The 24,377-nt window shown below is 58.0% G+C and carries 28 protein-coding genes; 15 read left to right on the forward strand and 13 right to left on the reverse strand.

What is annotated here, in order from left to right; translation table 11 throughout:
• The coding region (gene rplM / locus VGC33_RS21700) for a 50S ribosomal protein L13 (RefSeq protein ID WP_331122843.1) at nucleotides 1-377 on the reverse strand (377 nt) is incomplete at its 3' end.
• Nucleotides 378-617: 240 nt separating this feature from the next.
• Complete coding sequence (gene zapE / locus VGC33_RS21705) at nucleotides 618-1,745, reverse strand: cell division protein ZapE (protein WP_331122844.1); 1,128 nt, start codon at nucleotides 1,743-1,745, stop codon at nucleotides 618-620.
• A 211-nt stretch (nucleotides 1,746-1,956) separates the two neighbouring features.
• Between zapE and zapG the strand changes: the two genes are divergently transcribed.
• From zapG to VGC33_RS21725, 4 genes are all read left to right on the forward strand, one after another.
• On the forward strand, nucleotides 1,957-2,361 hold the full coding sequence (gene zapG / locus VGC33_RS21710) for a Z-ring associated protein ZapG (protein WP_331122845.1): 405 nt from the start codon (nucleotides 1,957-1,959) through the stop codon (nucleotides 2,359-2,361).
• Nucleotides 2,362-2,527: 166 nt separating this feature from the next.
• Nucleotides 2,528-3,907: a serine endoprotease DegQ gene (degQ, locus tag VGC33_RS21715; protein WP_331122846.1), complete on the forward strand. Its 1,380-nt coding sequence runs from the start codon at nucleotides 2,528-2,530 to the stop codon at nucleotides 3,905-3,907.
• Nucleotides 3,908-3,995: 88 nt separating this feature from the next.
• On the forward strand, nucleotides 3,996-5,063 hold the full coding sequence (gene degS, locus VGC33_RS21720) for an outer membrane-stress sensor serine endopeptidase DegS (RefSeq protein WP_331122847.1): 1,068 nt from the start codon (nucleotides 3,996-3,998) through the stop codon (nucleotides 5,061-5,063).
• Nucleotides 5,064-5,691: 628 nt separating this feature from the next.
• Nucleotides 5,692-6,231, forward strand: coding sequence for a hypothetical protein (locus VGC33_RS21725; protein WP_331122848.1), 540 nt, complete (start codon nucleotides 5,692-5,694; stop codon nucleotides 6,229-6,231).
• A 95-nt stretch (nucleotides 6,232-6,326) separates the two neighbouring features.
• Here VGC33_RS21725 and murA read toward each other — a convergent pair whose 3' ends face one another.
• The 7 genes from murA to mlaF form a co-directional block, all read right to left on the reverse strand.
• Nucleotides 6,327-7,586, reverse strand: a complete 1,260-nt coding sequence (gene murA, locus VGC33_RS21730) for a UDP-N-acetylglucosamine 1-carboxyvinyltransferase (protein ID WP_331122849.1) — start codon at nucleotides 7,584-7,586, stop codon at nucleotides 6,327-6,329.
• Nucleotides 7,587-7,651: 65 nt separating this feature from the next.
• On the reverse strand, nucleotides 7,652-7,912 hold the full coding sequence (ibaG, locus tag VGC33_RS21735; protein WP_331122850.1) for a BolA family iron metabolism protein IbaG: 261 nt from the start codon (nucleotides 7,910-7,912) through the stop codon (nucleotides 7,652-7,654).
• Nucleotides 7,913-8,004: 92 nt separating this feature from the next.
• Nucleotides 8,005-8,313, reverse strand: coding sequence for a lipid asymmetry maintenance protein MlaB (gene mlaB, locus VGC33_RS21740; protein WP_331122851.1), 309 nt, complete (start codon nucleotides 8,311-8,313; stop codon nucleotides 8,005-8,007).
• A complete protein-coding gene (gene mlaC / locus VGC33_RS21745; protein ID WP_331122852.1) occupies nucleotides 8,306-8,941 on the reverse strand; it encodes a phospholipid-binding protein MlaC in 636 nt (211 codons plus the stop codon). Before mlaC ends, mlaB begins: the two co-directional genes overlap by 8 nt.
• 14 nt (nucleotides 8,942-8,955) lie before the next feature.
• Nucleotides 8,956-9,561 carry an outer membrane lipid asymmetry maintenance protein MlaD gene (gene mlaD / locus VGC33_RS21750; protein WP_331122853.1) on the reverse strand — a complete coding sequence of 202 codons (606 nt, stop codon included), beginning with the start codon at nucleotides 9,559-9,561 and terminating at the stop codon, nucleotides 8,956-8,958.
• Between the two features lie 4 nt (nucleotides 9,562-9,565).
• Nucleotides 9,566-10,351, reverse strand: coding sequence for a lipid asymmetry maintenance ABC transporter permease subunit MlaE (gene mlaE, locus VGC33_RS21755; protein WP_331122854.1), 786 nt, complete (start codon nucleotides 10,349-10,351; stop codon nucleotides 9,566-9,568).
• A 7-nt stretch (nucleotides 10,352-10,358) separates the two neighbouring features.
• Nucleotides 10,359-11,168, reverse strand: coding sequence for a phospholipid ABC transporter ATP-binding protein MlaF (mlaF, locus tag VGC33_RS21760; protein WP_331122911.1), 810 nt, complete (start codon nucleotides 11,166-11,168; stop codon nucleotides 10,359-10,361).
• 252 nt (nucleotides 11,169-11,420) lie between these two features.
• Here mlaF and VGC33_RS21765 point away from each other — a divergent pair, with 252 nt between their 5' ends.
• The 11 genes from VGC33_RS21765 (at nucleotide 11,421) to npr (ending at nucleotide 19,451) form a co-directional block, all read left to right on the forward strand.
• Nucleotides 11,421-12,386, forward strand: a complete 966-nt coding sequence (locus tag VGC33_RS21765) for a calcium/sodium antiporter (protein WP_331122855.1) — start codon at nucleotides 11,421-11,423, stop codon at nucleotides 12,384-12,386.
• 34 nt (nucleotides 12,387-12,420) lie between these two features.
• Complete coding sequence (gene kdsD / locus VGC33_RS21770; protein ID WP_331122856.1) at nucleotides 12,421-13,407, forward strand: arabinose-5-phosphate isomerase KdsD; 987 nt, start codon at nucleotides 12,421-12,423, stop codon at nucleotides 13,405-13,407.
• Nucleotides 13,408-13,421: 14 nt separating this feature from the next.
• Nucleotides 13,422-13,985 (forward strand): 3-deoxy-manno-octulosonate-8-phosphatase KdsC, encoded by a 564-nt coding sequence (kdsC, locus tag VGC33_RS21775; RefSeq protein ID WP_331122857.1) that lies wholly within the window; start codon nucleotides 13,422-13,424, stop codon nucleotides 13,983-13,985.
• Complete coding sequence (gene lptC, locus VGC33_RS21780) at nucleotides 13,982-14,551, forward strand: LPS export ABC transporter periplasmic protein LptC (protein WP_331122858.1); 570 nt, start codon at nucleotides 13,982-13,984, stop codon at nucleotides 14,549-14,551. The genes kdsC and lptC overlap by 4 nt, the downstream gene beginning before the upstream one ends.
• Entirely contained in the window at nucleotides 14,529-15,101 is a 573-nt protein-coding gene (gene lptA, locus VGC33_RS21785) for a lipopolysaccharide ABC transporter substrate-binding protein LptA (RefSeq protein WP_331122859.1), read from the forward strand. Before lptC ends, lptA begins: the two co-directional genes overlap by 23 nt.
• A 13-nt stretch (nucleotides 15,102-15,114) precedes the next feature.
• Nucleotides 15,115-15,840: an LPS export ABC transporter ATP-binding protein gene (gene lptB / locus VGC33_RS21790; RefSeq protein WP_331122860.1), complete on the forward strand. Its 726-nt coding sequence runs from the start codon at nucleotides 15,115-15,117 to the stop codon at nucleotides 15,838-15,840.
• Between the two features lie 47 nt (nucleotides 15,841-15,887).
• Nucleotides 15,888-17,321: an RNA polymerase factor sigma-54 gene (gene rpoN / locus VGC33_RS21795; RefSeq protein ID WP_331122861.1), complete on the forward strand. Its 1,434-nt coding sequence runs from the start codon at nucleotides 15,888-15,890 to the stop codon at nucleotides 17,319-17,321.
• A gap of 23 nt (nucleotides 17,322-17,344) precedes the next feature.
• Complete coding sequence (gene hpf / locus VGC33_RS21800) at nucleotides 17,345-17,632, forward strand: ribosome hibernation promoting factor (protein WP_162366255.1); 288 nt, start codon at nucleotides 17,345-17,347, stop codon at nucleotides 17,630-17,632.
• Nucleotides 17,633-17,737: 105 nt separating this feature from the next.
• Complete coding sequence (gene ptsN, locus VGC33_RS21805) at nucleotides 17,738-18,217, forward strand: PTS IIA-like nitrogen regulatory protein PtsN (RefSeq protein ID WP_331122862.1); 480 nt, start codon at nucleotides 17,738-17,740, stop codon at nucleotides 18,215-18,217.
• A 110-nt stretch (nucleotides 18,218-18,327) separates the two neighbouring features.
• The gene (gene rapZ, locus VGC33_RS21810; protein ID WP_331122863.1) at nucleotides 18,328-19,182 is read left to right on the forward strand and encodes an RNase adapter RapZ; all 855 of its coding nucleotides are present in this window, start codon (nucleotides 18,328-18,330) and stop codon (nucleotides 19,180-19,182) included.
• Nucleotides 19,179-19,451 (forward strand): PTS phosphocarrier protein NPr, encoded by a 273-nt coding sequence (gene npr, locus VGC33_RS21815; protein ID WP_331122864.1) that lies wholly within the window; start codon nucleotides 19,179-19,181, stop codon nucleotides 19,449-19,451. The genes rapZ and npr overlap by 4 nt, the downstream gene beginning before the upstream one ends.
• On the opposite strand, the gene VGC33_RS21820 is transcribed toward npr, so the two are convergent.
• The 4 genes from VGC33_RS21820 to VGC33_RS21835 are packed head-to-tail and all read right to left on the reverse strand — an operon-like array spanning nucleotide 19,452 to nucleotide 24,353.
• Nucleotides 19,452-21,368, reverse strand: coding sequence for a BglG family transcription antiterminator (locus VGC33_RS21820; protein WP_331122865.1), 1,917 nt, complete (start codon nucleotides 21,366-21,368; stop codon nucleotides 19,452-19,454).
• Between the two features lie 3 nt (nucleotides 21,369-21,371).
• Nucleotides 21,372-22,112, reverse strand: coding sequence for a 2-dehydro-3-deoxy-phosphogluconate aldolase (gene dagF / locus VGC33_RS21825; RefSeq protein ID WP_331122866.1), 741 nt, complete (start codon nucleotides 22,110-22,112; stop codon nucleotides 21,372-21,374).
• Nucleotides 22,112-23,227: a DgaE family pyridoxal phosphate-dependent ammonia lyase gene (locus VGC33_RS21830; RefSeq protein WP_331122867.1), complete on the reverse strand. Its 1,116-nt coding sequence runs from the start codon at nucleotides 23,225-23,227 to the stop codon at nucleotides 22,112-22,114. The genes dagF and VGC33_RS21830 overlap by 1 nt, the downstream gene beginning before the upstream one ends.
• Nucleotides 23,211-24,353, reverse strand: a complete 1,143-nt coding sequence (locus tag VGC33_RS21835; protein WP_331122868.1) for an EF_0837/AHA_3915 family putative deacetylase — start codon at nucleotides 24,351-24,353, stop codon at nucleotides 23,211-23,213. Before VGC33_RS21835 ends, VGC33_RS21830 begins: the two co-directional genes overlap by 17 nt.
• Nucleotides 24,354-24,377: the final 24 nt, after the last annotated feature.

Raw genomic sequence — 24,377 nt, forward strand, 5'->3', positions numbered from 1 at the left:
TTGTAAACTTTCAGTTTACGATACATTGCACGACCCAGCGGGCCTTTTGGCAGCATGCCTTTAACCGCGATTTCAATCACACGCTCAGGGTGGCGGGCAATCATCTCTTCAAAGGTCGTTTCTTTAATACCGCCGATGAAACCGGTATGATGATAATAGATCTTGTCGGTACGCTTTTTGCCGGTAACGGCAACTTTCTCGGCGTTCAACACGATGATGTAATCACCGGTATCAACATGCGGCGTAAATTCCGCTTTATGCTTCCCGCGCAGGCGACTAGCCAGTTCAGTAGCAAGACGACCCAGGGTTTTACCGCTGGCGTCGACAACATACCAGTCGCGTTTTACGGTTTCTGGTTTTGCTGTAAATGTTTTCATTAAAAGCTTACCCAATTAAAGTTACACGTTGGTGAACACCCAAACGCTTCAATGAATAGTTATGAGGCTCACACGGCTATCTAGTCCAGCAAACCTACCCCTTCGAATAGCCGTTGCTGGCGCGATCGAAGTTTTCGGGAAAAAAACTTCTTGTAACGTGGGGTCGCAAGATTATAGAGAAGACCGCGCCAAAGGTCGACTGTTATTTACGGTTGCAGCCGAATCGGCCGAGCGCGGCGCTTACGGCAGATGGGGCAGGCCAAGATATTCCTCGCTTTGCATTTCCCGCAGCCGCGACAGGCAGCGCTGGAATTCAAAACCCAGCAGCTGTCCCTGGTATAACTCCTCAAGACTTGCGTCGGCGGAAATCACCAGTTTGACCTGCCGTTCATAGAATTCATCCACCAGGGCCACGAACCGCCGGGCGGTATTTTCATCCCTGGACCCCATGGCGTGTACGTCGTGCAGCAGCACCGTGTGATAAAGCCGGGACAGGACGATATAATCATTCTGGCTGCGGGCGCCGGCGCACAGCGTGGTGAAATCCAGCGCCACCACGCCGTCGCGGGCGCCGAGCGTCGGCAGCGGACGATGGTTGACCGTCAGCACCGGGGCGCCCTCGGGCCGCGCGCCGGCCAGGCGGGTAAAGATACGCGCCATGTCGGCGGCGGTCCGTTCACCAAGCGGCGTCAGGTAAATGCTCGCCTGGGTCAGGGTGCGCAGCCGGTAATCGATGCCGGCGTCCACGTTCATCACCGCGCAATGGCGTTTGATAAGCTCGATGGCCGGCAGGAAACGGGCGCGCTGCAGGCCGTTGCGGTACAGCTCGTCCGGCGGGATATTGGACGTGGCCACCAGGGTGATGCCGCGGGCGAACAACGCCCGCATCAGCGTGCCCAGCAGCATGGCGTCGGTAATGTCCGTCACAAAAAACTCATCAAAACACAGCACGTCGGTTTGCGCCTTGAAATCATCGGCAATCAGTTCGAGCGGATCCTGATGTCCCTGCAAACGGTTCATTTCTTCGTGCACCCGCAGCATAAAGCGGTGAAAGTGCAGGCGCAGCTTACGCTCTCCCGGCAGGCTTTGAAAAAAAAGATCCATTAACCAGGTTTTTCCGCGCCCTACCCCGCCCCACATATATAATCCCTCTATGGGTACGGCGGCGTCGGCGTTATTTTTACCGCGCAGCCGCAGGCCCAGGCGACCCAGCAGGCCGGCGGCGGCCGGCGCGGCGGCGTCCCTGGCCAGGAGCTGGCGGTGAAGACGTTCAAGCCTGTCGACGGCCCCGGCCTGGACGGCGTCGGCCTGGTATTCTCCTCCGGCCAGCTTCTGCTGGTAAAGGGACTGCGGCGATGTGACATGCATGGTGGCGAACGATCCCTGATAACGATTATTTGTAACACTTATGTTGCGGACAGCTTAAACAGCCGCGCCGCGGAACACAAGAGCAACAAATAACATGGCTTTACCCTCGGTAACGCTATCGGGATTCCCCACCGGCGGGGTAAACGGTTATAGTGGGAAGTATAGAGTGTGAAAACCCTACGGGACAACGAAGTCAATTATAGGAGTCATTATGACCTGGGAATATGCGCTGATTGGATTAGTGGTTGGTATTATCATCGGTGCGGTCGCAATGCGGTTCGGCAACCGCAAACTACGTCAGCAGCAAACGCTGCAGCATGAGCTGGAAAAGAGCAAGGCGGAGCTGGAGGAGTATCGCGAGGAGCTGACCGGCCACTTCGCCCGCAGCGCCGAACTGCTCGACAATATGGCCGACGACTACCGCCAGCTGTACCAACATATGGCCAAGGGCTCCAACCATCTGTTGCCCAACCGGCCCGGCGAGGATAATCCGTTCCGTTACCGCCTGACCGAAGCCGAAGCGGATAACGATCAGGTGCCGGCCGGCATGCAGCCGCGGGACTATCCCGAAAGCGCCACCGGCCTGCTGCGGGGCACGCGGGAACCACGCAAATAACTTTAGGGTTCGGCGGGATATCGCCAGGCCCCGCTGACATAACCTTACCGCGCCACTACTGAACTTTTGCCGTCCCGTCAGGGTCATACAAGAACACAAAGTGGCGTTTTAACGAGGTTTCTGATTAATGGCGTCGTTCACGGACAGCAAGCGAGTAACAAGTTTAATGAAAACCACACCTTTATTCAGCGCATTGGCACTTTGCATCGCTTTCGGCTTAACCTCTTCCCTGCCTGCCCAAGCGGCCCTGCCGGCCGCGATACCCGGACAGGCCATGCCAAGCCTGGCGCCCATGCTGGAAAAAGTGCTTCCGGCGGTGGTCAGCGTCCATGTGGAAGGTACCCAGCAGGTTCAGCGCCCCACCCTGCCGAAGGAATTTAAATACTTTTTCGGCCCCGGCACCCCCCAGGGCGATCAGCAGCCCGGCGATTCCCGTCCGTTTGAAGGGCTGGGTTCCGGCGTTATCATCAACGCCGCCAAAGGCTATGTCATCACCAACAATCATGTGGTGAACGGCGCGGACAAAATCAAGGTCCAGCTTAACGACGGCCGCGAGTTCGACGCCAAGCTGGTCGGGCGCGACGAGCAGACCGATCTGGCGCTGCTGCAACTGCCGGATCCCAAAGGCCTCAGCGAAATAAAGATGGCCGATTCCGATACCCTGCGCGTCGGCGATTTCGCCGTGGCGGTGGGCAATCCCTTCGGCCTGGGGCAGACCGCCACCTCCGGTATTATCTCGGCGCTGGGGCGCAGCGGCCTGAACCTGGAAGGGCTGGAAAACTTTATCCAGACCGACGCATCCATTAACCGCGGCAATTCCGGCGGGGCGCTGATTAACCTCAACGGCGAGCTTATCGGCATCAATACCGCCATCCTGGCGCCCGGCGGCGGCAATATCGGCATCGGTTTCGCCATTCCAAGCAATATGGTGCAAAACCTCAGCCAGCAGCTGATTGAATTCGGCGCGGTAAAACGCGGCCTGCTCGGCATCAAGGGCAGCGAAATGACCGCTGACATGGCCAAGGCTTTCAAGATCGACACCCAGCGCGGCGCCTTTGTCAGCGAAGTCCTGCCGGGCGGCGCCGCCGCCAAGGCGGGGGTCAAGGCCGGCGACATTATCGTGGCGATCGAAGGCAAGCCCATTACCAGCTTTGCCGAGCTGCGGGTGAAAATCGGCACCACCGCGCCGGGCAAGGCCATCAAGCTGGGTCTGCTGCGCGAAGGCAAACCGGTCGAAGTAACGGTTACGCTTGACGACAGCGCCGCCACCACCAGCAGCGCGGAAATCCTGACGCCGTCACTGCAGGGCGCATCGCTCAGCAACGGGCAGTTGAAGGACGGCACCAAGGGCGTGGCCGTGGATGACGTGGTAAAAGACACCCCGGCGGCCCAGATTGGCCTGCATAAAGGCGATGTCATCATCGGCATCAACCGCGAACGGGTGGAAAACATCATCCAGCTGCGTAAAGTGCTGGAGAGCAAACCGGCGGTCATGGCGATGAATATCATGCGTGGCGATGAGAGTATTTTCCTGTTGTTGCGTTGATATTTTATGAAATAACGGACGCTGCCTATGCAGCGTCCGATAAACTCATGTTATCCTGCCGCTATTTCCCTTCTCTAGTTCGGACATCATGCTGGTAAAGCTCTTACGTGCGATTATTTTTGGACTTGTCATCGCGGGCATTATGCTGCTGGCGCTGCCTGGGCTGCGTTCCACCACCGGCTCGCTGATTACAGGCTCCGCGGACAGCGAAGACGAATCACCGGTCAGCTATAACCAGGCGGTGCGCCGCGCCGCGCCGGCGGTGGTCAACGTCTATAACCGCAGCATGAACAGCAATTCGCATAACGAACTGGAGATCCACACCCTGGGTTCAGGCGTCATAATGAACCAGAAGGGCTACCTGATCACCAATAAGCATGTGATCAACGATGCTGAACAGATTATCGTGGCCTTGCAGGATGGACGGGGCTATGAGGCGCAGCTGGTCGGGTCCGATAGCCTTACCGATCTGGCGGTGCTGAAAATCAATGCCACCAACCTGCCGGTGATTCCCATCAATCCCCGCCGCGCGCCGCATATCGGCGATGTGGTCATGGCCATCGGCAATCCTTACAACCTGGGCCAGACGGTCACCCAGGGCATCATCAGCGCCACCGGACGTATCGGCCTAAGCCCCTCCGGGCGCCAGAATTTTCTGCAGACCGACGCCTCCATCAACCGCGGCAACTCCGGCGGTGCGCTTATCAACAGCCTGGGCGAACTGGTTGGCATCAATACCCTGTCGTTCGACAAAAGCAATAACGGTGAAACGCCGGAGGGTATTGGTTTCGCCATTCCCACCGCCCTGGCCACCAAGGTGATGATCAAGCTGATTCGCGATGGGCGGGTGATTCGGGGCTATATCGGCATCGGCGGCCGCGAGGCGGACCCGCTGCATACCACCGGCGTCAACATCGACCGTATCCAGGGCATTATCGTCAATGAAGTGACCCCTGGCGGCCCGGCGGCGCAGGCCGGCATCAAAGTGACCGATGTGATTCTCAACGTTAATAATAAACCGGCGGTATCGGCCATCGAGACCATGGATCAGGTGGCGGAAATCAGGCCCGGTTCAGTGATCCCGGTGGTGATTTTGCGCAACGGCGCCAAGCTGACGCTGAATGTCACCATCCAGGAATACCCGGCATCCGATTGATACCCTCACCGGCGACTAAATGGATTTAGCGCGCCGGTGCAATATTGTTTGAAAATTACTCCTTGCGTTCTCCTTTCATTATAATGCGCCCAGCTAAGCTAGCTCATCTTATCACTGCCCGGCTTGGCGGAAGTTAACCATGCCCGGAGAGGGTTGTTCCGGGCGGGGGTATCCTTATTTACCGGCCGAGGATAATTCAACGATGTTGTCTGTATTAGAGAATGAACCACCCTGTCACACTCCGCCACCCCCTCAAGGCTTATTAAAATCGCATAACATAAACATAATCGAAACGAAATTATCCGCCGCGCATAATCCGCCGGGAATAGAGCTGGCTAGCGGTATAAAAGCCGACCAGGAACCGCCGGTAAGGCGCGCCCGGCATAATAAGAAAAGCGACCGCAACCGGCTATGGAAAACGGCGATCCAGCAGACGCGACTATGGTCTATATTTGACCGAATCTCCGAGGAATTATGTACGCCAAAGTCCGATGAGAAATTTATTACCTGCCTGAAGGCAATTTATGAGTATTGTTCCACGGTAAATATAATTTATGGTTGCACTGGAATAGAGCGGCGTTGTTGCCTCCTGCGAAATCGGCTATTGGTCAAAGCCAGCAGCGGTATAATGCGCATCAACGATGAGCATCGTCCGCAGGTCATGCGGACATATCTGGAAAATTTTTCCCCTCCCATTTCTCCAATTGACCCTCCCATTTCTCAAAGGCTGGGCGGACTGGTTCAGGCAATGAAAGAAGGTCCTGACGCCTATATAAAGCTACTGACGGAAATGGCTAACGATGATTTTAATTGCCGGGATATCGCCGCGCTGCATGGCGTTTCCGAGCCAGGGATAATAGCGCATATTGAAATAACCAGCGCTAATGGTCCCGCCGGCAAGAGGGCGGCTACGGGAGAAAATTGCCGAGAGTTGATCGAGATGTACGGCTTAACCACGCGTGATGCGTGGCGTATACTGGAAACGCGCTCGCTATTGGGACCGGCCTGGAATGATATTCGCAGCGGCATGAAACCGCGCGATATTAATAAGAAATACGGTTATGTTACCCGGGCTGCCGGGAAGGAATTGATTGATATTGCCAAGGCTTATGATACTAAAACGCCGGCCGACGGTCTGTTGGGAAAACGGCCCGCGTCCAGGCCATAGCCGGCTGTTGCCTGCCTGAAATCAAAGCCTAGGCAGACGAATGCATCGACGGATGAGAACCAACGCGGTGGCCGGGCGAGCCGGCCACCGGCATGCTATTCGCCTGTGACGCGCTCGATATTGGCGCCCAGCTTACGCAGCTTGTCCTCGATACAGTCATAACCGCGATCGATGTGGTAGATGCGATCCACAAGCGTAACGCCTTCGGCAATGCACCCGGCCAGCACCAGGCTGGCGGATGCGCGTAAATCGGTGGCCATCACCTGCGCGCCGGACAAGGTTTCCACCCCGTGGCAAATGACCGTATTGCTTTCGATTTCAGCCCGCGCGCCCATACGGATAAGTTCAGGTACGTGCATAAAGCGATTTTCAAAAATGGTTTCGGTAATCACGCCGGTGCCTTCCGCCACCAGGTTCAGCAAGCTGAACTGCGCCTGCATATCGGTGGGAAAGCCGGGATGGGGCGCGGTGCGCACCGTAATGGCTTTTGGCCGCCGGCCATGCATGTCCAGGCTTATCCAGTCGTCGCCGGTTTCGATATCCGCGCCGGCCTCGCGCAGCTTGGCCAGCACCGCGTCCAGGGTATCGGGACGGGTTGACCGGCAGACCACGCGCCCCCGGGAAACCGCCGCCGCAACCAGGAACGTGCCGGTTTCAATACGATCGGGCAGCACGCGATACACGCCGCCGCCAAGGCGCTTCACGCCTTCGATGGTGATTTTGTCGGTGCCGGCGCCGGCTATTTTCGCGCCAAGCGTAATCAGGAAATTGGCGGTATCGACGATTTCCGGCTCGCGGGCGGCGTTTTCAATAATCGTGGTGCCTTCCGCCAGGGTGGCGGCGCTCATAATCGTTACCGTGGCGCCGACGCTGATTTTGTCCATGACGATATGCGCGCCGCGCAACCGTCCGTCCACCGACGCCTTGACATACCCCTCTTCCAGCTTGATGGTGGCGCCAAGCTGTTCCAGGCCGCTAATATGCAGATCCACCGGCCGGGCGCCGATGGCGCAGCCGCCGGGCAGCGAAACCTGTCCCTGGCCGAAGCGGGCCACCAGCGGTCCGAGCGCCCAGATGGACGCGCGCATGGTCTTGACCAGTTCATAGGGCGCGCAGAACACGTCCACGCCGCTCGCGTCCACATGCACCGAGCCGTTACGCTCTACCTTGGCGCCAAGCTGGCGCAGCAGCTGCATGGTGGTGTCGATATCTTTTAATTTTGGCACATTTTGTATTTCTACCGGCTTTTCAGCCAGCAGCGCGGCGAACAATATCGGCAACGCCGCATTTTTAGCGCCGGAAATGGTCACTTCTCCGCTTAGGCGGGTGGGACCCTGGACACGAAATTTATCCATCAATACTGCTCTCTGTATTCAACGGGCTCTAATATTCAACGCCATAGCGCGGCATCGCCTACAACCTAAAAACCACTTAATTTACGATCGCGACGCCACTCTTCCGGGGTATAAGCCTTGATGGAGAGCGCGTGGATACGGTTATCTGAAATATATTCCATTAACGGGGCATAAACCGCCTGCTGTTTTTTAATGCGGCTCATGGCGGCGAACCGCTCGCTGACGACAATGACCTGGAAATGGCTGCCATCGCCCGTTACATGGGCTTCTTCTAAGGCCAGCGCCTCGGTATTCATCAGCACTTCTTTGATTTCGTGGTTTTCCATAAGGGTCAAATCACTGTAATAGATCGAGAAACAAGCCGATATCTTAGATGAATACGTCGTCATCGGAAACAGGCAATAATGGAATCAACCCGTCAGCCGATGCCGTCTTCCGCGCAAGGCAGGATATTATGCAGGTTGTACAAGGTGATAAGGGTACGCAGTTTTTCGGTGACGCCGGTCAGGCGCAGCATGCCGCCGCGCCGGACCTGCATCTCGCACAGGTGCAGCATCAGGGCGACGCCGGCCGAATCCACACGGTCCAGGCGCGAAACATCCAGAAACCGGATGCCCTGCAGGGCTTGCTCGCGCTGCTCCCAAAAGGGCAGCAGCGTAACGCGGTCAAGCTCGCCGCGCAGGACAAGCCGGTCATCCTCGGCTTGCCAACTCAGGGTCTCAGCCATTGTTTTGCTTATCCAGCGAAATCGGCTGCGCGGCGGCGGCCTGTAGCTGCCGGGTCAGCCCATCGATCCCCTGCTGGCGCAGCGTCGAAGCCCATTCGTTCTGCTTGGTGGTAATCATGCTCACGCCTTCGGCTATCATATCGTAGGCCTGCCAGTTGCCGGTCTGGCTGTTTTTGCGCCATTGAAAATCAAGGCGCACCGGCGGGCGTCCGCCCTGGTCGATGATGGTGACGCGAATGGCGATAATCGTGGCGTCGCCCACCGGCTGCTGGGGAGCAACCTGGTAGGTCTGGTTGTGGTACATCGCCAGCGCCTGGCCGTAGGCCTGTTCCAGGTAAGCCTGGAACGCCTTGAAATAGGCGTCGCGCTGCGCCGGGGTGGCATCGCGATAATAGGTGCCGAGCACCAGCGCCCCGGCGTATTTAACCTGCACATAGGGCAGCAATTCTTCCCTGACCACATCGCGCAGCACGTTGGGATTACTGCGGATCTGGCTTTGTTCGTTCTTCAGCCGGGTAAAGGTTTTATCCGCCGCCGCATTCATCAGCGCGTAGGGATTGGTCTGGTCGACGGCCTGGGCCAGCGGCGCGATCGCCAGCAGGGCCAGCAATAAAAAACGTGTAAACATATATTATTATCCTTTTATTGTGCCGGAGCGGCGGGGGCGTTGCCGTCTACGGATGCGGGTGCGTGGACCGCGCCGCCGGTCGCGGCGGGCGCGCTGTCTGCGGGAACCGGCGCCGGATCGGCGGCGCCATCGCCGCCGGCCGCAACCGGCTTGTCGCCGCTCTTATACAGGAACTGGCCTATCAGGTCTTCGAGCACCAGGGCCGATTTGGTGTCCTGTATAGTGCCTCCGTCCTTAAGGATAGACGTTCCCATATCCGGGTCTTCAAACCCGATGTTCAGCGCCAGGAATTGCTCGCCCAATAGCCCCGAGGTGCGGATCGCCAGGGAACTGGTATCGGGTATATGGTTGTAGGTATCCTCGATGTCCATCGATACCTTGGGCGCGTAGGTCTTGGGGTCGAGGGCAATCTCCGCCACCCGGCCCACCACCACGCCGCCCACTTTCACCGGCGAGCGAACCTTCAGGCCGCCGATATTATCGAAGGTAGCCGAAATACGGTAGGTTGACACACTGCCCATCGAGCGGATATCCGCCACTTTCAGGCACAGGAAAATCACGGCGCACAGGGCGATGATCATAAAAACGCCGACCCAGATTTCACTCTTTTTCGTTTGCATTAACTCACTTCCCAAACATCAGTGCTGTCAGCACAAAATCCAGTCCCAACACCGCCAGGGACGCATGGACCACCGTTCTGGTGGTCGCGCGGCTGATGCCCTCCGATGTCGGGATCGCATCATAACCGTTAAACAGCGCAATCCAGGTCACCGTAATGGCGAAAACCACGCTTTTGATCAGGCAATTCACCAAATCCTGATGCCAATCCACCGCGCCTTGCATGGCGGACCAGAAATAACCGCTGTCGATCCCCTTCCAGTCCACCCCCACGATGCCGCCGCCCCAAATGCCCACCGCGACAAAAATGGCGGTCAGCAGCGGCATGCTGATGACGCCGGCCCAAAACCGGGGCGCCACGATGCGCCGCAGCGGGTCGACCGCCATCATTTCCAGGCTGGACAATTGCTCGGTGGCCTTCATCAGCCCGATTTCCGCGGTCAGCGCCGACCCGGCGCGCCCGGCGAACAGCAGCGCGGTCACCACCGGGCCCAGCTCGCGCAGCAACGACAGGGCCACCATCATGCCCAGGCTGGCCTCGGCGCTGTAGGTGGTCAGGATGATATACCCTTGCAGACCCAGCACCATGCCGATAAACAGCCCCGACACCATGATAATGATTAAGGATTGTACCCCGACGCTGTAAAGCTGCTTTATCAACAATGGCCACTGCTGCCGGAAGGCGGGTTTGCCCACCAGCGCGTTGAATAACATCACGCCCGACCGCCCGAAGGTGTGGCAGACGCTGATGCCCCGGCGTCCAAAAGACGCTATTGCTTGCTGTATTAGCATGGCACGGTCAACTCCCTGAACCTAAAAGCTGCGTTTTATAATCTCTGGCGGGGAAGTTGAACGGCACCGGACCATCGGCGATGCCGTCCAGGAACTGCCGCACTCTGGGATCCTGATTGGCGCGCAGCGCGTCCGGCGTACCTTCCGCGATAACATGCTGCTCGGCCACGATGTATGCGTAATCGGCGATGCTCAATACCTCCGGCACGTCATGGGAGACCACGATACAGGTGACGCCCAGCGCGTGATTCAATTCATCGATAAGCTTGACCAGCACGCCCATGGTAATGGGATCCTGTCCGACAAAGGGTTCGTCGAACATAATCAGTTCCGGGTCGAGCGCGATGGCGCGGGCCAGCGCGGCGCGCCTGGCCATGCCGCCCGAGAGCTCGGAGGGCATCAGCGACGCCGCCCCGCGCAGCCCCACCGCCTCGAGTTTCATCATTACGGTGGTGCGCAGCACCGCCTCCGGCAGCCGGGTGTGCTGGCGCAGGGGAAACGCCACGTTTTCAAATACGTTGATATCGGTAAACAGGGCGCCGGACTGGAACAGCATGCTGATTTTTTTACGCACCTCGTACAACCGGCGGCGCGACAAGGCGGGGATGTTGTCGCCGTCAAACCAAATTTCGCCGCCATCGGGCGGCAACTGGCCGCCAATCAGGCGTAACAGGGTGGTTTTACCGATACCCGACGGCCCCATGATAGCGGTGATCTTCCCCCTGGGAACCTGCAGGGTGATGTTGTCGAATATCGGCCGGCTGCCGCGGCGAAAACTCAACCCGCGAATGTCGACCAAATGTTCCGTCTGGTTCATGTAATTACTGCCCATGTCGTGCCCATTCAAAACCTATTGCCCTAGATATTAAAGCAATAGGACCGATTCATCGAACTTTTACATAAAATTACCCTGGCAACGATAATCTAAGGTGAGTATACGATGTTTTACTTTTGGCCCGCGGACAGTCAAAATTAACACGCGGGCCGGATTGCCGGCGTCCCCAACCTTGCGCGCGGGAAACGGCAGCAGTGACAGCAGCCCGGGATTCTACAACATCAAGGACTTCACATGTTTTTTGCCACGTCATTATTGGTTATTGGCCTTATTCTACTGGTTTATGGCGCGGATAGATTGGTTTACAGTGCTGCCGTGATCGGCAGGTCTCTGGGGATGGCGCCCTGGCTGATAGGCTGCACCCTTGTCGCATTGGGCACATCCTTGCCCGAACTGCTGATTGCGGTGACCGCCGCGCTGAATCATCAGCTCGATATGACCGTGGGAAATATCATCGGTTCCAATGTTATCAATATTTTACTGGTTGTCGGCGGCGCGGCGGTTATCCGGCCCATGGTGTTCCATTCGGATATCGTGCGGCGCGAGCTGCCGCTGCTGCTGCTCGCCACGGCGTTATGCGGACTGGCGCTGGCGGATCGCGTCCTGGGGCGCCTGGATGGTATGATACTGCTGCTGGCGGCGATAGGGTATATTGCCGCCGTCATCGCCCTCACCCGGCGGGCGCAGGGCGCCGGCAACGACAGCCTGACCCGCGAGCAGCTGGCGGAGCTGCCGCAGGACACTCAGGGCAGCGGTACTACCGTGGCGGTGCTGTGGCTGGCGCTGGCCTTTATCATCATGCCCATATCGGCGCATATGGTCATTGACAACGCCGGCGTGGTGGCCCGCCATCTCGGGGTCAGCGATTTGGTTATCGGCCTGACGGTGGTGGCCCTGGGCACCAGCCTGCCCGAGCTGGCGACCGTTATCGCCGGTGCCCTGAAGGGGGAAAATGATATTGCCCTGGGCAATCTCATCGGATCGAACATTATTAATAGCCTGCTGGTGCTGGCCGTGCCCGCCCTGCTCTCGCCCGGACGAATCAATGCACTGGCGTTTACGCGCGATTATTGGGTTATGCTGGCGGCAAGCAGTTTATTAGCCGCCTTTTGCCTGGGAAAGCGCCGCAGGATCAACTCTATCATGGGCGCTCTGTTATTATGTGGTTTTGCCGCCTATGTTACGGTGTTGTTTACTTAGCCCGCGAACACAGCGGGCGCATCAGGATAACGTTATGTCACATTTGTCGTTAGCGCCGGATTTTGATTTTCCGGCCGCAGGTAAACAGGTGCTCGCCGCCGAGCGGGAAGGTTTGGCGCAGCTTGATCAATATATCAACGATGATTTCCGCCGCGCGTGCGAAAAAATATTTTATTGCGGCGGCAAAGTCGTGGTGATGGGCATGGGCAAATCCGGCCATATCTGCCGCAAGATGGCGGCGACGTTCGCCAGCACCGGCACGCCGTCCTTTTTTGTGCATCCCGGCGAGGCCAGCCACGGCGATTTGGGCATGGTATCGGCCCAGGATATCGTCATCGCCTTGTCCAACTCCGGTGAATCCAATGAAATCCTGGCGCTCATCCCGGTGCTCAAGCGCCTGCGCATCCCGCTTATCTGCATGACCGGCAATCCGGCCAGCGCCATGGGCAAAGCGGCGGATATCCATATCTGCGTCCACGTGCCCCTGGAAGCCTGCCCCTTGGGCCTGGCCCCCACCACCAGCACCACCGCCGCCCTGGTGATGGGCGACGCGCTGGCGGTGGCGCTGCTGCAGGCGCGCGGCTTTACCCCGGAAGACTTCGCCCTTTCCCACCCCGGCGGCGCGCTGGGGCGTAAGCTATTGCTGCGGGTGACCGATATCATGCACAGCGGCGACGAATTGCCCGTGACGCCCAGGAACGCCTCTTTGCGCGACGCGTTGCTGGAAATCACGCGCAAAAACCTCGGCATGACGGTTATCTGCGACGATAAGCTGAATATCGAGGGCATTTTTACCGACGGCGATTTACGCCGGGTGTTCGATATGGGCGTGGATTTAAACCAGGCGCGCATCGCCGACCTGATGACCGCCGGCGGCATTCGGGTGACGCCCAATACCCTGGCGGTCGATGCCCTGAACCTGATGCAGTCGCGCCACATCACCTCGGTGCTGGTGGCCGACCAGAACCGGCTGATGGGCGTGGTGCATATGCATGATATGCTGCGAGCCGGCGTTATTTAACAAGGAAACCCGCCATGCAAGACACCACCCTTATTGCGACCTGCTACGGCCCGGTCGATCAGCGGATACTGCAGTGCGCCCGGGACATCCGGCTGCTGGTGTGCGACGTGGACGGCGTCCTGTCGGACGGTCTTGTCTACCAGGGCAATCAGGGCGAGGAGCTCAAGGCGTTTAACGTGCGCGACGGCTACGGCATCCGATGCTTACTGACATCGGGCATCGAGGTCGCTATTATTACCGGCCGGTCCGCCAAACTGGTGGAGGATCGCGCGCGCACCCTGGGGATTACCCATCTCTACCAGGGCCGGTCGGATAAGCTTTTGGCCTTTGAGGATCTATTGGTTAAACTATCTTTAACAGCGGACCAGGTCGCGTATATCGGCGATGATCTTATCGATTGGCCGGTGATGGCGCGGGTCGGACTCAGCGTCGCGGTGGCCGACGCGCATCCCCTGCTGCTGCCCAAGGCCGATTATGTGACGCATATTGCCGGCGGTCGCGGCGCGGTACGTGAAATCTGCGATTTAATTCTGCTGGCGCAAGGGAAGCTTGATGATGCCAAAGGGCAGTCGGTATGAGTAAAACAAAATGGTGGGTCACCATACTGCTGGTCTTGGTGGCCTTGGTGTTAATCGGCCTGAATCTGACCGATAAAGACGGCGGACAGAGCGCGGTGGCGCCCGATGCCGGCGAACCCACCTACCAGAGCGAGCATACCATTACCCTGGTATACAATCCGGTGGGCGCCATGAACTATCGGCTGATCTCCGAGCACGTCGAGCACTTCGCCGTCGAGCAGATTACCTGGTTTACCCAGCCGGTGGCGACGATGTACGATGAAAATAAAGTCGCCACCTGGACAGTCCGGTCCGATCGGGCCAAGCTGACCAATGATAAAATGCTTTATTTATACGGCCATGTCCAGGTTGATAGTCTGACCGAAACCTCGCAGCTGCAGCGCATCCGAACCGATAACGCTGTGGTGAATCTTGTTACGCAGGATGTTTCCTCCGACGACGAGGTGACGCTATATGGCATCGGATTTAATTCTAAAGGCATGAAAATGCGCGGAAATCTGCGGAACAAAACTGCCGAGCTGATTGAAAAGGTTAAGACCTCTTATGAAATCCAAAACCCAAAATAAAATCTATACCGTTTTTGCGGCCGGCGCGTTGCTGCTGGCAAGCGCCAACGCCCTGGCGATGACCGGCGATACCGACCAGCCGATCAATATTGATTCCGAGCAGCAGGCGGTCGATATGCAGACCAATGTCGTCACCCTGACCGGAACGGTGGTGGTTAAGCAAGGGTCCATCGACATCCGTGCGGATAAGGTCGTTATCACCCGCCCGAACGGCGAACAGGGCAAGGAAGTGGTCGAGGGCTACGGCAATCCGGTGACGTTTTTCCAGATGCAGGACAACGGCAAGCCGGTGAAGGGCCATGCGCAAAAGGTCCGCTATGAGCTGGCCAACGATTTTGTGGTGCTGACCGGCGATGCGTATCTTGAACAGCTCGACAGCAACGTCAAGGGCGACCGCATTACCTACCTGGTGAAAAAACAGCAGATGGAAGCCTTTAGCGATAAGGGTAAACGGGTCACCACCGTACTGGTGCCGTCACAGCTGCAGGATAAAACCCCGGCCGGCGCGGCGCCTAAAGCGACCGCGGCGCCCAAATCCGGCACTAAATAAGAGTATTGAACCCATGGCAACATTAATCGCAGAAAACCTGGCTAAAGCTTATAAGGGCCGCCATGTGGTGGAAGACGTCAGCCTTAAGGTCAGCTCGGGGGAAATCGTCGGGTTGCTGGGGCCGAACGGAGCCGGCAAGACCACCACCTTTTACATGGTGGTCGGCATTATCCAGCGCGACGCCGGGCGTATTATCATTGACGACGACGATATCAGCCTGCTGCCGCTGCACACCCGCGCCCGGCGCGGCATCGGCTACCTGCCGCAGGAGGCGTCCATATTCCGCCGCCTGAGCGTGTTCGACAACCTGATGGCGGTATTGCAGATCAGAAACGATCTGACCGCCGCGCAGCGCGAAGACCGCGCCAACGCCCTGATGGAAGAATTCCATATCGCCCATCTGCGCGATAATCTTGGCCAATCCTTATCCGGCGGCGAGCGCAGGCGAGTCGAAATTGCCCGCGCCCTGGCGGCGAACCCTAAATTTATTTTGCTCGATGAGCCTTTCGCCGGCGTGGACCCGATTTCCGTTATCGATATCAAGAAAATTATCGAGCATTTGCGCGATAGCGGACTCGGCGTGCTGATTACCGATCATAATGTGCGCGAAACATTGGACGTCTGCGAACGCGCTTATATCGTAAGCCAGGGGAAACTCATCGCCCATGGCACACCCGCCGAAATCCTGCAGGACGAGCAGGTGAAGCGTGTTTATCTGGGCGAAGAGTTCCGCCTCTGATAAGGTGTCCTGAAGTGAAAGCCCCAAGAGGTTAATTGACGCATTATATGAAGCAAGGTTTGCAACTCAGGTTTAGTCAGCAGCTAGCCATGACTCCGCAGTTACAGCAGGCAATCCGCCTGCTGCAATTGTCTACGCTTGAACTTCAGCAGGAAATCCAGACCGCGCTGGAAAGCAATCCCTTACTTGAGCAAACCGATGTCCATGAAGAAATAGATTCACACGACCTGCCCGACAGCGAATCCCTTGACACCCGCGAGGCGATGGAACAGAAGGACATGCCGGAAGAACTGCCGCTGGACGCCACCTGGGACGAAATGTATTCGGCCGGCACCCCTTCGGGCACCGGCACCGACTACCGCGATGAAGAACTGCCGATTTACCAGGGTGAAACCATCCAGACCCTGCAGGATTACCTGATGTGGCAGGTGGAGCTGACGCCGTTTTCCGATACCGATACCGCCATAGCCACCTCCATTGTCGACGCGGTGGATGAAACCGGTTACCTGACGGTGCCGCTGGAGGATATCCTGGAATGCATCGGCGACGACAGCGTTACCATGGATGAAGTGGAAGCGGTGCTCAAACGCGTACAGCGCTTCGATCCGGTGGGCGTGGCGGCGCGCGACCTGCGGGATTGCCTGCTGATCCAGCTGTCGCAGCTGTCCAGGGACTTCCCCTACATTAACGAAGCCCGGCTTATCGTCAGCGACTATCTCGATCTGCTGGCCAGCCATGATTTCCGTAGCCTGCTGCGCTCTACCCGGCTGAAGGAAGAGGTGCTGAAATCCGCCATGGCGCTGATTCAATCGCTCGATCCGAGGCCCGGTCAATCGATCAATACCACCGAATCGCAATATGTGATCCCAGACGTCCTGGTGCGCAAAGTGCATAACCGCTGGACGGTGGAACTGAATACCGACAGCATTCCCAATCTTAAAATCAACCAGCAATACGCGGCGCTCGGCAATACCACCCGCAATGACTCGGACGGACAGTTTATCCGCAGCCACTTGCAGGAGGCGCGCTGGTTGATCAAAAGCCTTGAAAGCCGTAATGACACCCTGCTAAAGGTGACCCGCTGCATCGTTGAACAGCAGAAGGCCTTTTTTGACCAGGGCGAGGAGTATATGCGGCCCATGGTGCTGGCGGATATCGCCCAGGCCGTGGAGATGCATGAATCGACGATTTCCCGCGTAACGACACAAAAATATCTGCACAGCCCGCGCGGCATTTTTGAACTGAAATATTTTTTCTCCAGCCACGTCAATACCGAGGGGGGAGGCGAAGCGTCTTCCACGGCCATACGCGCGCTGGTGAGAAAATTAATCGCCGCGGAAAACCCGGCAAAGCCGCTCAGCGATAGCAAGCTGACCACCCTGCTTTCCGATCAGGGCATTATGGTGGCGCGGCGAACCGTGGCAAAATACCGAGAGTCTTTGTCCATCCCGCCGTCAAACCAGCGTAAGCAAATGGTTTGACCTCTACAGAGAAGGAAGACACTATGCAGCTGAATATTACCGGACAGCGCGTTGAAATCACCGATGCTTTGCGCGATTTCGTTACCACGAAATTTTCCAAGCTGGAACAGTACTTCGACCGGATCAATCAGGTATATATTGTTCTGAAGATCGAAAAAGTCCAGCAGATTGCCGAAGCGACGATCCATGTCAACGGCGGTGAGCTGCACGCGACGTCAGAGGCGGACGATATGTATGCCGCCGTCGATTTGCTGATCGACAAGCTGACGCGCCAGTTGAACAAGCACAAAGAAAAACTGAAACAGTACTGAATTCACTGTAGCCTACATCGCTACCTAACCTCACATCGGCTCGTTATCCGTACGATAACGGGCCGATGAGTCTTAAAGGTGAAACCGCGCCTTAAGTGAAATGAAATGACTAACGATACAGCTTTGCAAATAAACACGGTGTTGAGCCTTGAGTGCACCCGCGGCTCCATCCACTGCCAGAGCAAAAAGCGCGCGCTGGAAATTATCAGCGAGCTGGCGGCCAAGCAGCTCAACCTGGCGCCGCAGCTGGTGTTCGAGGCCGTCTTGACCCGTGAACGCATGGGCAGTACCGGTATCGGCAACGGTATCGCCATTCCGCACGGCAAGCTGGAAGAAGACACGCTGCGCGCGGTCGGGGTATTTATCCGCCTTGAGCAGCCGATTGCCTTTGACGCCATTGACAATCAACCGGTGGATTTGCTGTTTGCCTTATTGGTGCCGGCCGAGCAGTGTAAAACCCATCTGCATACCCTGGCCCTGGTGGCCAAGCGCCTGGCCGATAAAACGGTCTGCCGTCGCCTGCGCGCCGCGCAAAGCGATGAAGAACTCTATGCCATAATGACGGAAACGGAAGCCGGGTCTTAACGCGCCGGGTCGGATTGCCTGCCCGGCGCTGTACCGACCAGCGGGGTTGAATTGGCGTATAGCTGAAAGCGTCGCCAATGGGTCAATAAAAATACCAGAGGGGAGTCGTCATGGTGCTGATGATTGTCAGCGGTCGATCCGGTTCAGGGAAATCAGTTGCGCTGCGCGCGCTGGAAGATATGGGGTTTTATTGCGTCGATAACCTGCCGGTGGTGCTGCTGCCGCAGTTGGCCAATACGCTGGCCGACCGGAATATCTCAGCCGCGGTGAGCATCGATGTGCGCAACATGCCCGAGACGCCCGAGATCTTCGAGCACGCCATGAACAACCTGCCGCAAAGCTTTTCGCCGCAGCTGTTGTTCCTTGACGCGGAACGCAGCACCCTGATACGGCGTTACAGCGATACCCGGCGCCTGCATCCGTTATCCAGCAAAAACCTGTCGCTGGAAAGCGCCATTGACGAAGAGAACGAACTGCTGGAACCGCTGCGCTCCCGCGCGGATTTAATTATCGACACCTCGGAGATGTCGGTGCATGAACTGGCGGAAATGCTGCGCACCCGGCTGCTGGGCAAGCGCGAGCGCGAACTGACCATGGTGTTCGAGTCCTTCGGCTACAAACATGGCCTGCCCATCGACGCCGATTATGTCTTTGACGTGCGCTTCCTGCCCAACCCGCACTGGGACCCCAAGCTGCGACCGATGACCGGGCTGGATAAACCGGTTGCGGCCTTCCTCGACCGGCATACCGAAGTGCATAATTTTATCTATCAAACGCGCAGTTACCTGGAGTTATGGTTGCCGATGCTGGAAACCAATAACCGCAGCTACCTGACCGTGGCCATCGGCTGCACCGGCGGCAAGCACCGCTCGGTCTATGTGGCCGAACAGTTGGCGGACTATTTCCGTTCGCGCGGTAAAAACGTCCAGTCCCGGCACCGCACCCTGGAAAAGCGTAAACCATGACGGTCAAACAAACGGTGGAAATCAAGAATCGTCTGGGCATGCACGCCCGGCCGGCAATGAAGCTGTTCGATCTGGTGCAAAGCTTTGACGCGGAGGTGTTGCTGCGCAACGATAGCGGCACCGAGGCGGAAGCCAGCAGCGTCATCGCCCTGCTGATGCTGGACTCCGCCAAAGGCCGTTTAATCGAGGTGGAAGCCAGCGGCCCGGATGAAGTTCAGGCGCTGGCGGCGGTTATCGAGCTGTTTAACGCCGGTTTTGACGAAGACTGATCAGGCGCGGCTCAGGCTATCGGTGGCCACCGCCTTGAAGCCGGCAAAGTCCCGGCTGTCGCGCAGCCTGGGCATCGAGCGTTCGCGCACGAAGGTGACGAACAGCTCATAGATCGCCATCGCCTCTTCATAATCGGTCTTATTGATCGCCAGCAGAAAAATCACGTAGGCGGTTTCATTCTCGCCCCAGGCTATGCCCTGCGGCGCCAGGATGGTGTAAATTACCGTCTGTTTGGCCAGTAATCCCAGTGAGTGCGGCAATGCGATGCCCTCGGCCAGCAGGGTGCTGACGATAGCCTCGCGCTCCACCACCGATGGGTAAAAATCCTTATCCACCACCCCTTCCCGTTTTAACTGGCCGCACACCTGTTTAAACAGCGCCTGTTGGCTCAGCGGCCGATCGACAATCATAAAATGCCGCTCGGAAAAAAACTTTTCCAGCATATAGGAGCGGGTGCGGTCCACCAGCACCAGTTTGCCGAGCTGTTCAAGCTGGTAATCGCTGGGAAACGGCGCCAGCACCATGACCGGCTTGTTTTTTTCGCCGATCCGGGCGGTGGAAATAACAAAATCCTCCTCAAGCGCCGGCAGTTTTTCATATTCCCGCAATGAAATCACCTGCGTCACGGCAATCTGCGGATATTTGCGCTTGAGCATCGCCTGGATCATGCGCACCGTCGAGTTGCCGCTGTCGCAGACCAGAAGCGCCTGGGGATGGCGCTGGTAGCCGATATTATAGTGCCGCTCCAGGCCGACGCCGATATGCAGGACCAGGAAGCCGATTTCGTTTTCACTGATCACATAAGGGGTATATTTGCCCCAGCTGGTTACCGCCGCAAGCGTAACGTCATACGCCATGGGATAGTGCTGTTTGATATTGGCCAGCAGCGGGTTGGGAATGGTGATTTGGTAGCGCACCCGGGTGATCATGGTCTTGATATGGGTCAGCAGGTCGGCGCGCAGCTGGCTGTCGTTTTGCAGGTCATAGTTATAGTGGCTATTGATATAGCTGAGGATATAGTCCACCAGCGTTTCGTCGTCATCGGCGTTAATGGCGGAGGGGTTGATTTCCTGTACCCGCCGGGCGGCGATATGAATGCGCAGATAATTTTCCTCCGCCGCCGAGAAACCCTTGCCGGTCAGGGGTTCGATCAGGCGCACCAACTGGGCGGACGCCGTTTTAATCCGCTCGTCCACCTCCTCCATCGGGAAGTCCGGCAGCGGATAACCTTCCCTGATACGCTTGACCGCCACCGCGCTGTACAGCGCCAGGTATTGCTCACCCTCGTCGGTGAGCTTGATGCCGCTGGCCAGCAGGCTTTGATGCCACGCCGGCGTCAGCCGGGGCAGGATATCGAACGGCAGCGCGCCGCTGGCCAGCAGATAGCCGTCATGCTCGTCAAGCGACAGTGAATACATCAGATCGGTCAGGCACACCCGGACCGACGACTCCTTGCCGAACAGCTTCATGCCGTGGCGCGGTTTGGTCTCAATGGTCAGATCGTAGCGGGACAGACGTTCACGCACCTCGGCCATATCGCTTTGCAGCGTGCCGCGGCTGACATACCATTCGTCGGCCACATCCTCCATCTTAAAGGCATAGGCCGAGCTTAAAAAGCGCACCATCAGCGCCGGAATACGCTCGGCGCTGGAGCGGGGCGTGTGGTTTTGGCGCGGCGCCTGCCGGGAGAGCGCGGCAAACAGCGGCTCATCTTCGATTTTTAACTGATAGCCGCTGCCGCGGCTTAAGATAAACTGCGCGCCATGCCCGGCCAGAATGGCGTTCAGCGCCTGGATATCGGCCCGCACCGTCCGGGTCGATACCGAAAAACGCCTGGCCAGCTCTTCCTGCGGCAGCGATTCCGCCTGTAATGCGTCAAACATATTGGCCAATCGCTGGTTAGGAAATCTTACCATGACCTATACAACCTGCTTTTTTACCAGCGCCAGCAGCGTCGCCACGTCCTGCGGGCGGGTATTGCCGGTGGTTTTATCAATGATCGAGCTGTAGATATGCGGGATGATGCGTTTAACCCCGGCATCCAGCGCTATCTGCAGGATCTGGGCGAAATTGTCCAGATCGATGCCGCCGGTCGGCTCAAGATAAAAATCATAACGCGCGCAGGCCGCCGCCACCGCCCGGTATTCATCCAGGTGATCCAGCCCGCCCATGGGGAAAAACTTAATCGAGCTGCCGCCCATATCCTTTAGCAGGGCAATGGCCGTTTCGATAGGGACGATACCGTCGGGCGCCTTGGCGCTGAGCGGGCCGGTGGATATTTTCACCAGCCCCGGCCGCCCGCTGGGCGATACCAGGCCGTTGACCAGGGTATCGGCCTGGCCGAGCAGCGCGCGGCTCGCGCCGACGCCGGTAAACACCTGGTTGACGTGCTGTGGTTGCAGAACGCCGGCAAGGGCGCTGACCATCGCCGACTGGTTTGGATCGCCCGCGCCCAGGCCGACCGACAGCGCGTTATCAATCAGCGCGGCGTAGGCGCGCATATCCTCGATGGCCGTCGGCACGTCGGGATAGTTTTTCGACAATACGCCGACCAGCACATGACCTTCGGCCGCTTGGTATATAGCGCGGGCGTTCTCTTTGGAACCGGCCAGAACGTTCAGGCAAACCCGGTCGCGGTAATAATTGGGGGTTAAATTCATCAACGGGATCCTTTTCCTATTTCACTGATGCGTGAACAAATAATATCAAGCTGGGCCGGGGTCACGCTGCGCACATCCACCTCGATAATGCCCGCGTTCGCCTTATAGCCGCGAAAATAAATCGCCGGGTCGCCCTTTTTTAGCGCCGAGACGATATCCGCCGTGGCGACGCCCACCACCTGCTCGTCAAAATGGATCTCGGTCCGGGCGATGTCGCGTCCCGCGCCGTCCCAGACCACCCGCGCGCCGATGCCCGCCAGGGTATTCAGCCGGTCGATAAACGGCGTCATTTTGGCCACCATCTCGTCGCCCGACTCTTTTTCACGCACCAGATAGCTTTCGATGGCCTGGGTCAGGCCCAGTATGCCTTCCTTGCCGACCTTCATTGCCCGGCCGATGCCGCCGCCCTGCATCTTGACCCACTCCACCGCCTGCGTTTTACCGATAACCAGCCCGCTGGTCGGCCCCTCAAGCGCCTTGGCGCCGCTGTAGATAACCAGATCGGCGCCCTGGCGGTAATACACCGCCAAATCCTCTTCGGCCGCGGCGTCGACAATCAGCGGCAGATGGCGGCCATGGGCAATCTGCGCCGCCTGCGCCACCGACAATATGCTCTTTTGCACGCAGTGGTGCGATTTAATATACAACACCGCCGCCGTGTGTGGACCGATGGCCGCCTCCAGCTGCTCCGGCGAACACTCGTTGGCATAACCGGCTTCCACCACCTTGCCGCCGCCCAACGCCACCATGGTGCCCACCGGCGCGCCAAAATTCACGTTATGGCCCTTGGGCAGCACGATTTCATGCGGCACGGCCAGTGGCGCGGCATGCAGATTCACCAGCAGGTTAAGATCGTCCTTAACGATAAACGCCGCCACCGACTGGGCAATGCCCGCGGAAGCGCAGGAAACGATAACCGCGCTCTCAACGCCCAGCAAACCGGCCAGATAGGCGCCGGTCTTATCCACCAGATCCTTCATTTCAAAATAATGATTCAGGCCCAGATTGACCGCGTCGACCACATCCCGGCGCGGGGTGGAAACCCCCAGGACGGTCATGCGGCCCGAGGCGTTGATCACTTCTTTCAGTTGATATTTTTCATAAATCGAAGACATGGGAGGTTTTTCCTTCGTCCGTTAACAAACAAACGCCCGCCACCACCGCCGCCAGCGGGATCAGCTGCTGCTCCCCGCGCACGGAGTTTCCCTCGGCATCGATAAACACGCAGGGAGCGGTGCGAACGTCAAACAGGGTTATATCCGCGTCGCAACCGGGTATAAGCCGTCCTTTTTGCGACAGACGCAGCGCGTCGGCCGCGTGCAGGGTTACACAGTCAATCACCTGGGCGAGCGTCATGCCGAGGGTGAAAAATTTGGCCATCACCGCCGCCAGGCTATGTACGGGTCCGTCAATACGGTTGCGGCAGTAGATATCGGAGCTGATGGTATAGGGGTAGATACCCTGGGCTATCGCCAGGCGGGCCACCTCGAAGCTGAAGCTGGCGGTGCCATGGCCGACATCCAGACGCACGCCGCGCCGCAGCGCCTTGCGTACCGACGCGCGCAGTTCCCCCGCCGGCGTCAGAATGCGGTTGGGTTTACCGTTAAAACAATGGGTCACGATATCCCCGGCGCCAAGCAGATCGACAATGCGCCCCAAATCCGGCGGATTATTGCCGATATGCACCATTAACGGCAGGTTGCCGTTTTCGCGCTGGATTTCCTTGGCGCGCTGCAGGGGCGCAACGCCGTTGGCGCCCACCACGCTGCTGCTGATCCTGGCCTTGATGCCGATGACAAAACCACGGTGGCGGGCAATCGCCGCGCCGGCCAGATCCTTGTCGATACGCGCCATATCCGCCAGCTCATCCTGGGTGACAATGCCGGTGCGCGCGATATTCAGCAGCGCATATACCCGGGTTTTGGCCCTACTGGCGAATTGATAAAAATCATCCACCGCGTCGGCGCCGGTGCTGCCGGCGTCAACCACCGTGGTCACGCCGCAGGCGATGCCCACCTTATCCGGCTCGTCATGGTAAATCGGCGAGGAGGGATAGCAATGGACATGGGAATCAATCCAGCCGGCGCTGGCATAATAGCGCCCGGCCAGATTGATCTCGCGCCGGGCGGTGGCCGGCACGTCGCCCACGACGGCGATACGGCCGTTTTGTACGGCGATATCGGCAAGGGTGCCGTCCGGCAGCTTGGCCTGCCGGATAATCAGATCGTATAAGGGTGCCATGGGTCCTCCTTATGTTATCCCGCT

The sequence above is a fragment of the Acerihabitans sp. genome (assembly GCF_036398755.1).
In the GTDB taxonomy this organism is placed as follows: domain Bacteria; phylum Pseudomonadota; class Gammaproteobacteria; order Enterobacterales; family Enterobacteriaceae; genus Acerihabitans.

What these genes read in the sequence shown, in the direction of transcription:
- zapE (WP_331122844.1), bottom strand. Translation starts at nt 1,745, where the DNA reads ATGCATGTCACATCGCCGCAGTCCCTTTACCAGCAGAAGCTGGCCGGA.
- zapG (WP_331122845.1), top strand. Translation starts at nt 1,957, where the DNA reads ATGACCTGGGAATATGCGCTGATTGGATTAGTGGTTGGTATTATCATC.
- degQ (WP_331122846.1), top strand. Translation starts at nt 2,528, where the DNA reads ATGAAAACCACACCTTTATTCAGCGCATTGGCACTTTGCATCGCTTTC.
- degS (WP_331122847.1), top strand. Translation starts at nt 3,996, where the DNA reads ATGCTGGTAAAGCTCTTACGTGCGATTATTTTTGGACTTGTCATCGCG.
- VGC33_RS21725 (WP_331122848.1), top strand. Translation starts at nt 5,692, where the DNA reads ATGCGCATCAACGATGAGCATCGTCCGCAGGTCATGCGGACATATCTG.
- murA (WP_331122849.1), bottom strand. Translation starts at nt 7,586, where the DNA reads ATGGATAAATTTCGTGTCCAGGGTCCCACCCGCCTAAGCGGAGAAGTG.
- ibaG (WP_331122850.1), bottom strand. Translation starts at nt 7,912, where the DNA reads ATGGAAAACCACGAAATCAAAGAAGTGCTGATGAATACCGAGGCGCTG.
- mlaB (WP_331122851.1), bottom strand. Translation starts at nt 8,313, where the DNA reads ATGGCTGAGACCCTGAGTTGGCAAGCCGAGGATGACCGGCTTGTCCTG.
- mlaC (WP_331122852.1), bottom strand. Translation starts at nt 8,941, where the DNA reads ATGTTTACACGTTTTTTATTGCTGGCCCTGCTGGCGATCGCGCCGCTG.
- mlaD (WP_331122853.1), bottom strand. Translation starts at nt 9,561, where the DNA reads ATGCAAACGAAAAAGAGTGAAATCTGGGTCGGCGTTTTTATGATCATC.
- mlaE (WP_331122854.1), bottom strand. Translation starts at nt 10,351, where the DNA reads ATGCTAATACAGCAAGCAATAGCGTCTTTTGGACGCCGGGGCATCAGC.
- mlaF (WP_331122911.1), bottom strand. Translation starts at nt 11,168, where the DNA reads ATGAACCAGACGGAACATTTGGTCGACATTCGCGGGTTGAGTTTTCGC.
- VGC33_RS21765 (WP_331122855.1), top strand. Translation starts at nt 11,421, where the DNA reads ATGTTTTTTGCCACGTCATTATTGGTTATTGGCCTTATTCTACTGGTT.
- kdsD (WP_331122856.1), top strand. Translation starts at nt 12,421, where the DNA reads ATGTCACATTTGTCGTTAGCGCCGGATTTTGATTTTCCGGCCGCAGGT.
- kdsC (WP_331122857.1), top strand. Translation starts at nt 13,422, where the DNA reads ATGCAAGACACCACCCTTATTGCGACCTGCTACGGCCCGGTCGATCAG.
- lptC (WP_331122858.1), top strand. Translation starts at nt 13,982, where the DNA reads ATGAGTAAAACAAAATGGTGGGTCACCATACTGCTGGTCTTGGTGGCC.
- lptA (WP_331122859.1), top strand. Translation starts at nt 14,529, where the DNA reads ATGAAATCCAAAACCCAAAATAAAATCTATACCGTTTTTGCGGCCGGC.
- lptB (WP_331122860.1), top strand. Translation starts at nt 15,115, where the DNA reads ATGGCAACATTAATCGCAGAAAACCTGGCTAAAGCTTATAAGGGCCGC.
- rpoN (WP_331122861.1), top strand. Translation starts at nt 15,888, where the DNA reads ATGAAGCAAGGTTTGCAACTCAGGTTTAGTCAGCAGCTAGCCATGACT.
- hpf (WP_162366255.1), top strand. Translation starts at nt 17,345, where the DNA reads ATGCAGCTGAATATTACCGGACAGCGCGTTGAAATCACCGATGCTTTG.
- ptsN (WP_331122862.1), top strand. Translation starts at nt 17,738, where the DNA reads ATGACTAACGATACAGCTTTGCAAATAAACACGGTGTTGAGCCTTGAG.
- rapZ (WP_331122863.1), top strand. Translation starts at nt 18,328, where the DNA reads ATGGTGCTGATGATTGTCAGCGGTCGATCCGGTTCAGGGAAATCAGTT.
- npr (WP_331122864.1), top strand. Translation starts at nt 19,179, where the DNA reads ATGACGGTCAAACAAACGGTGGAAATCAAGAATCGTCTGGGCATGCAC.
- VGC33_RS21820 (WP_331122865.1), bottom strand. Translation starts at nt 21,368, where the DNA reads ATGGTAAGATTTCCTAACCAGCGATTGGCCAATATGTTTGACGCATTA.
- dagF (WP_331122866.1), bottom strand. Translation starts at nt 22,112, where the DNA reads ATGAATTTAACCCCCAATTATTACCGCGACCGGGTTTGCCTGAACGTT.
- VGC33_RS21830 (WP_331122867.1), bottom strand. Translation starts at nt 23,227, where the DNA reads ATGTCTTCGATTTATGAAAAATATCAACTGAAAGAAGTGATCAACGCC.
- VGC33_RS21835 (WP_331122868.1), bottom strand. Translation starts at nt 24,353, where the DNA reads ATGGCACCCTTATACGATCTGATTATCCGGCAGGCCAAGCTGCCGGAC.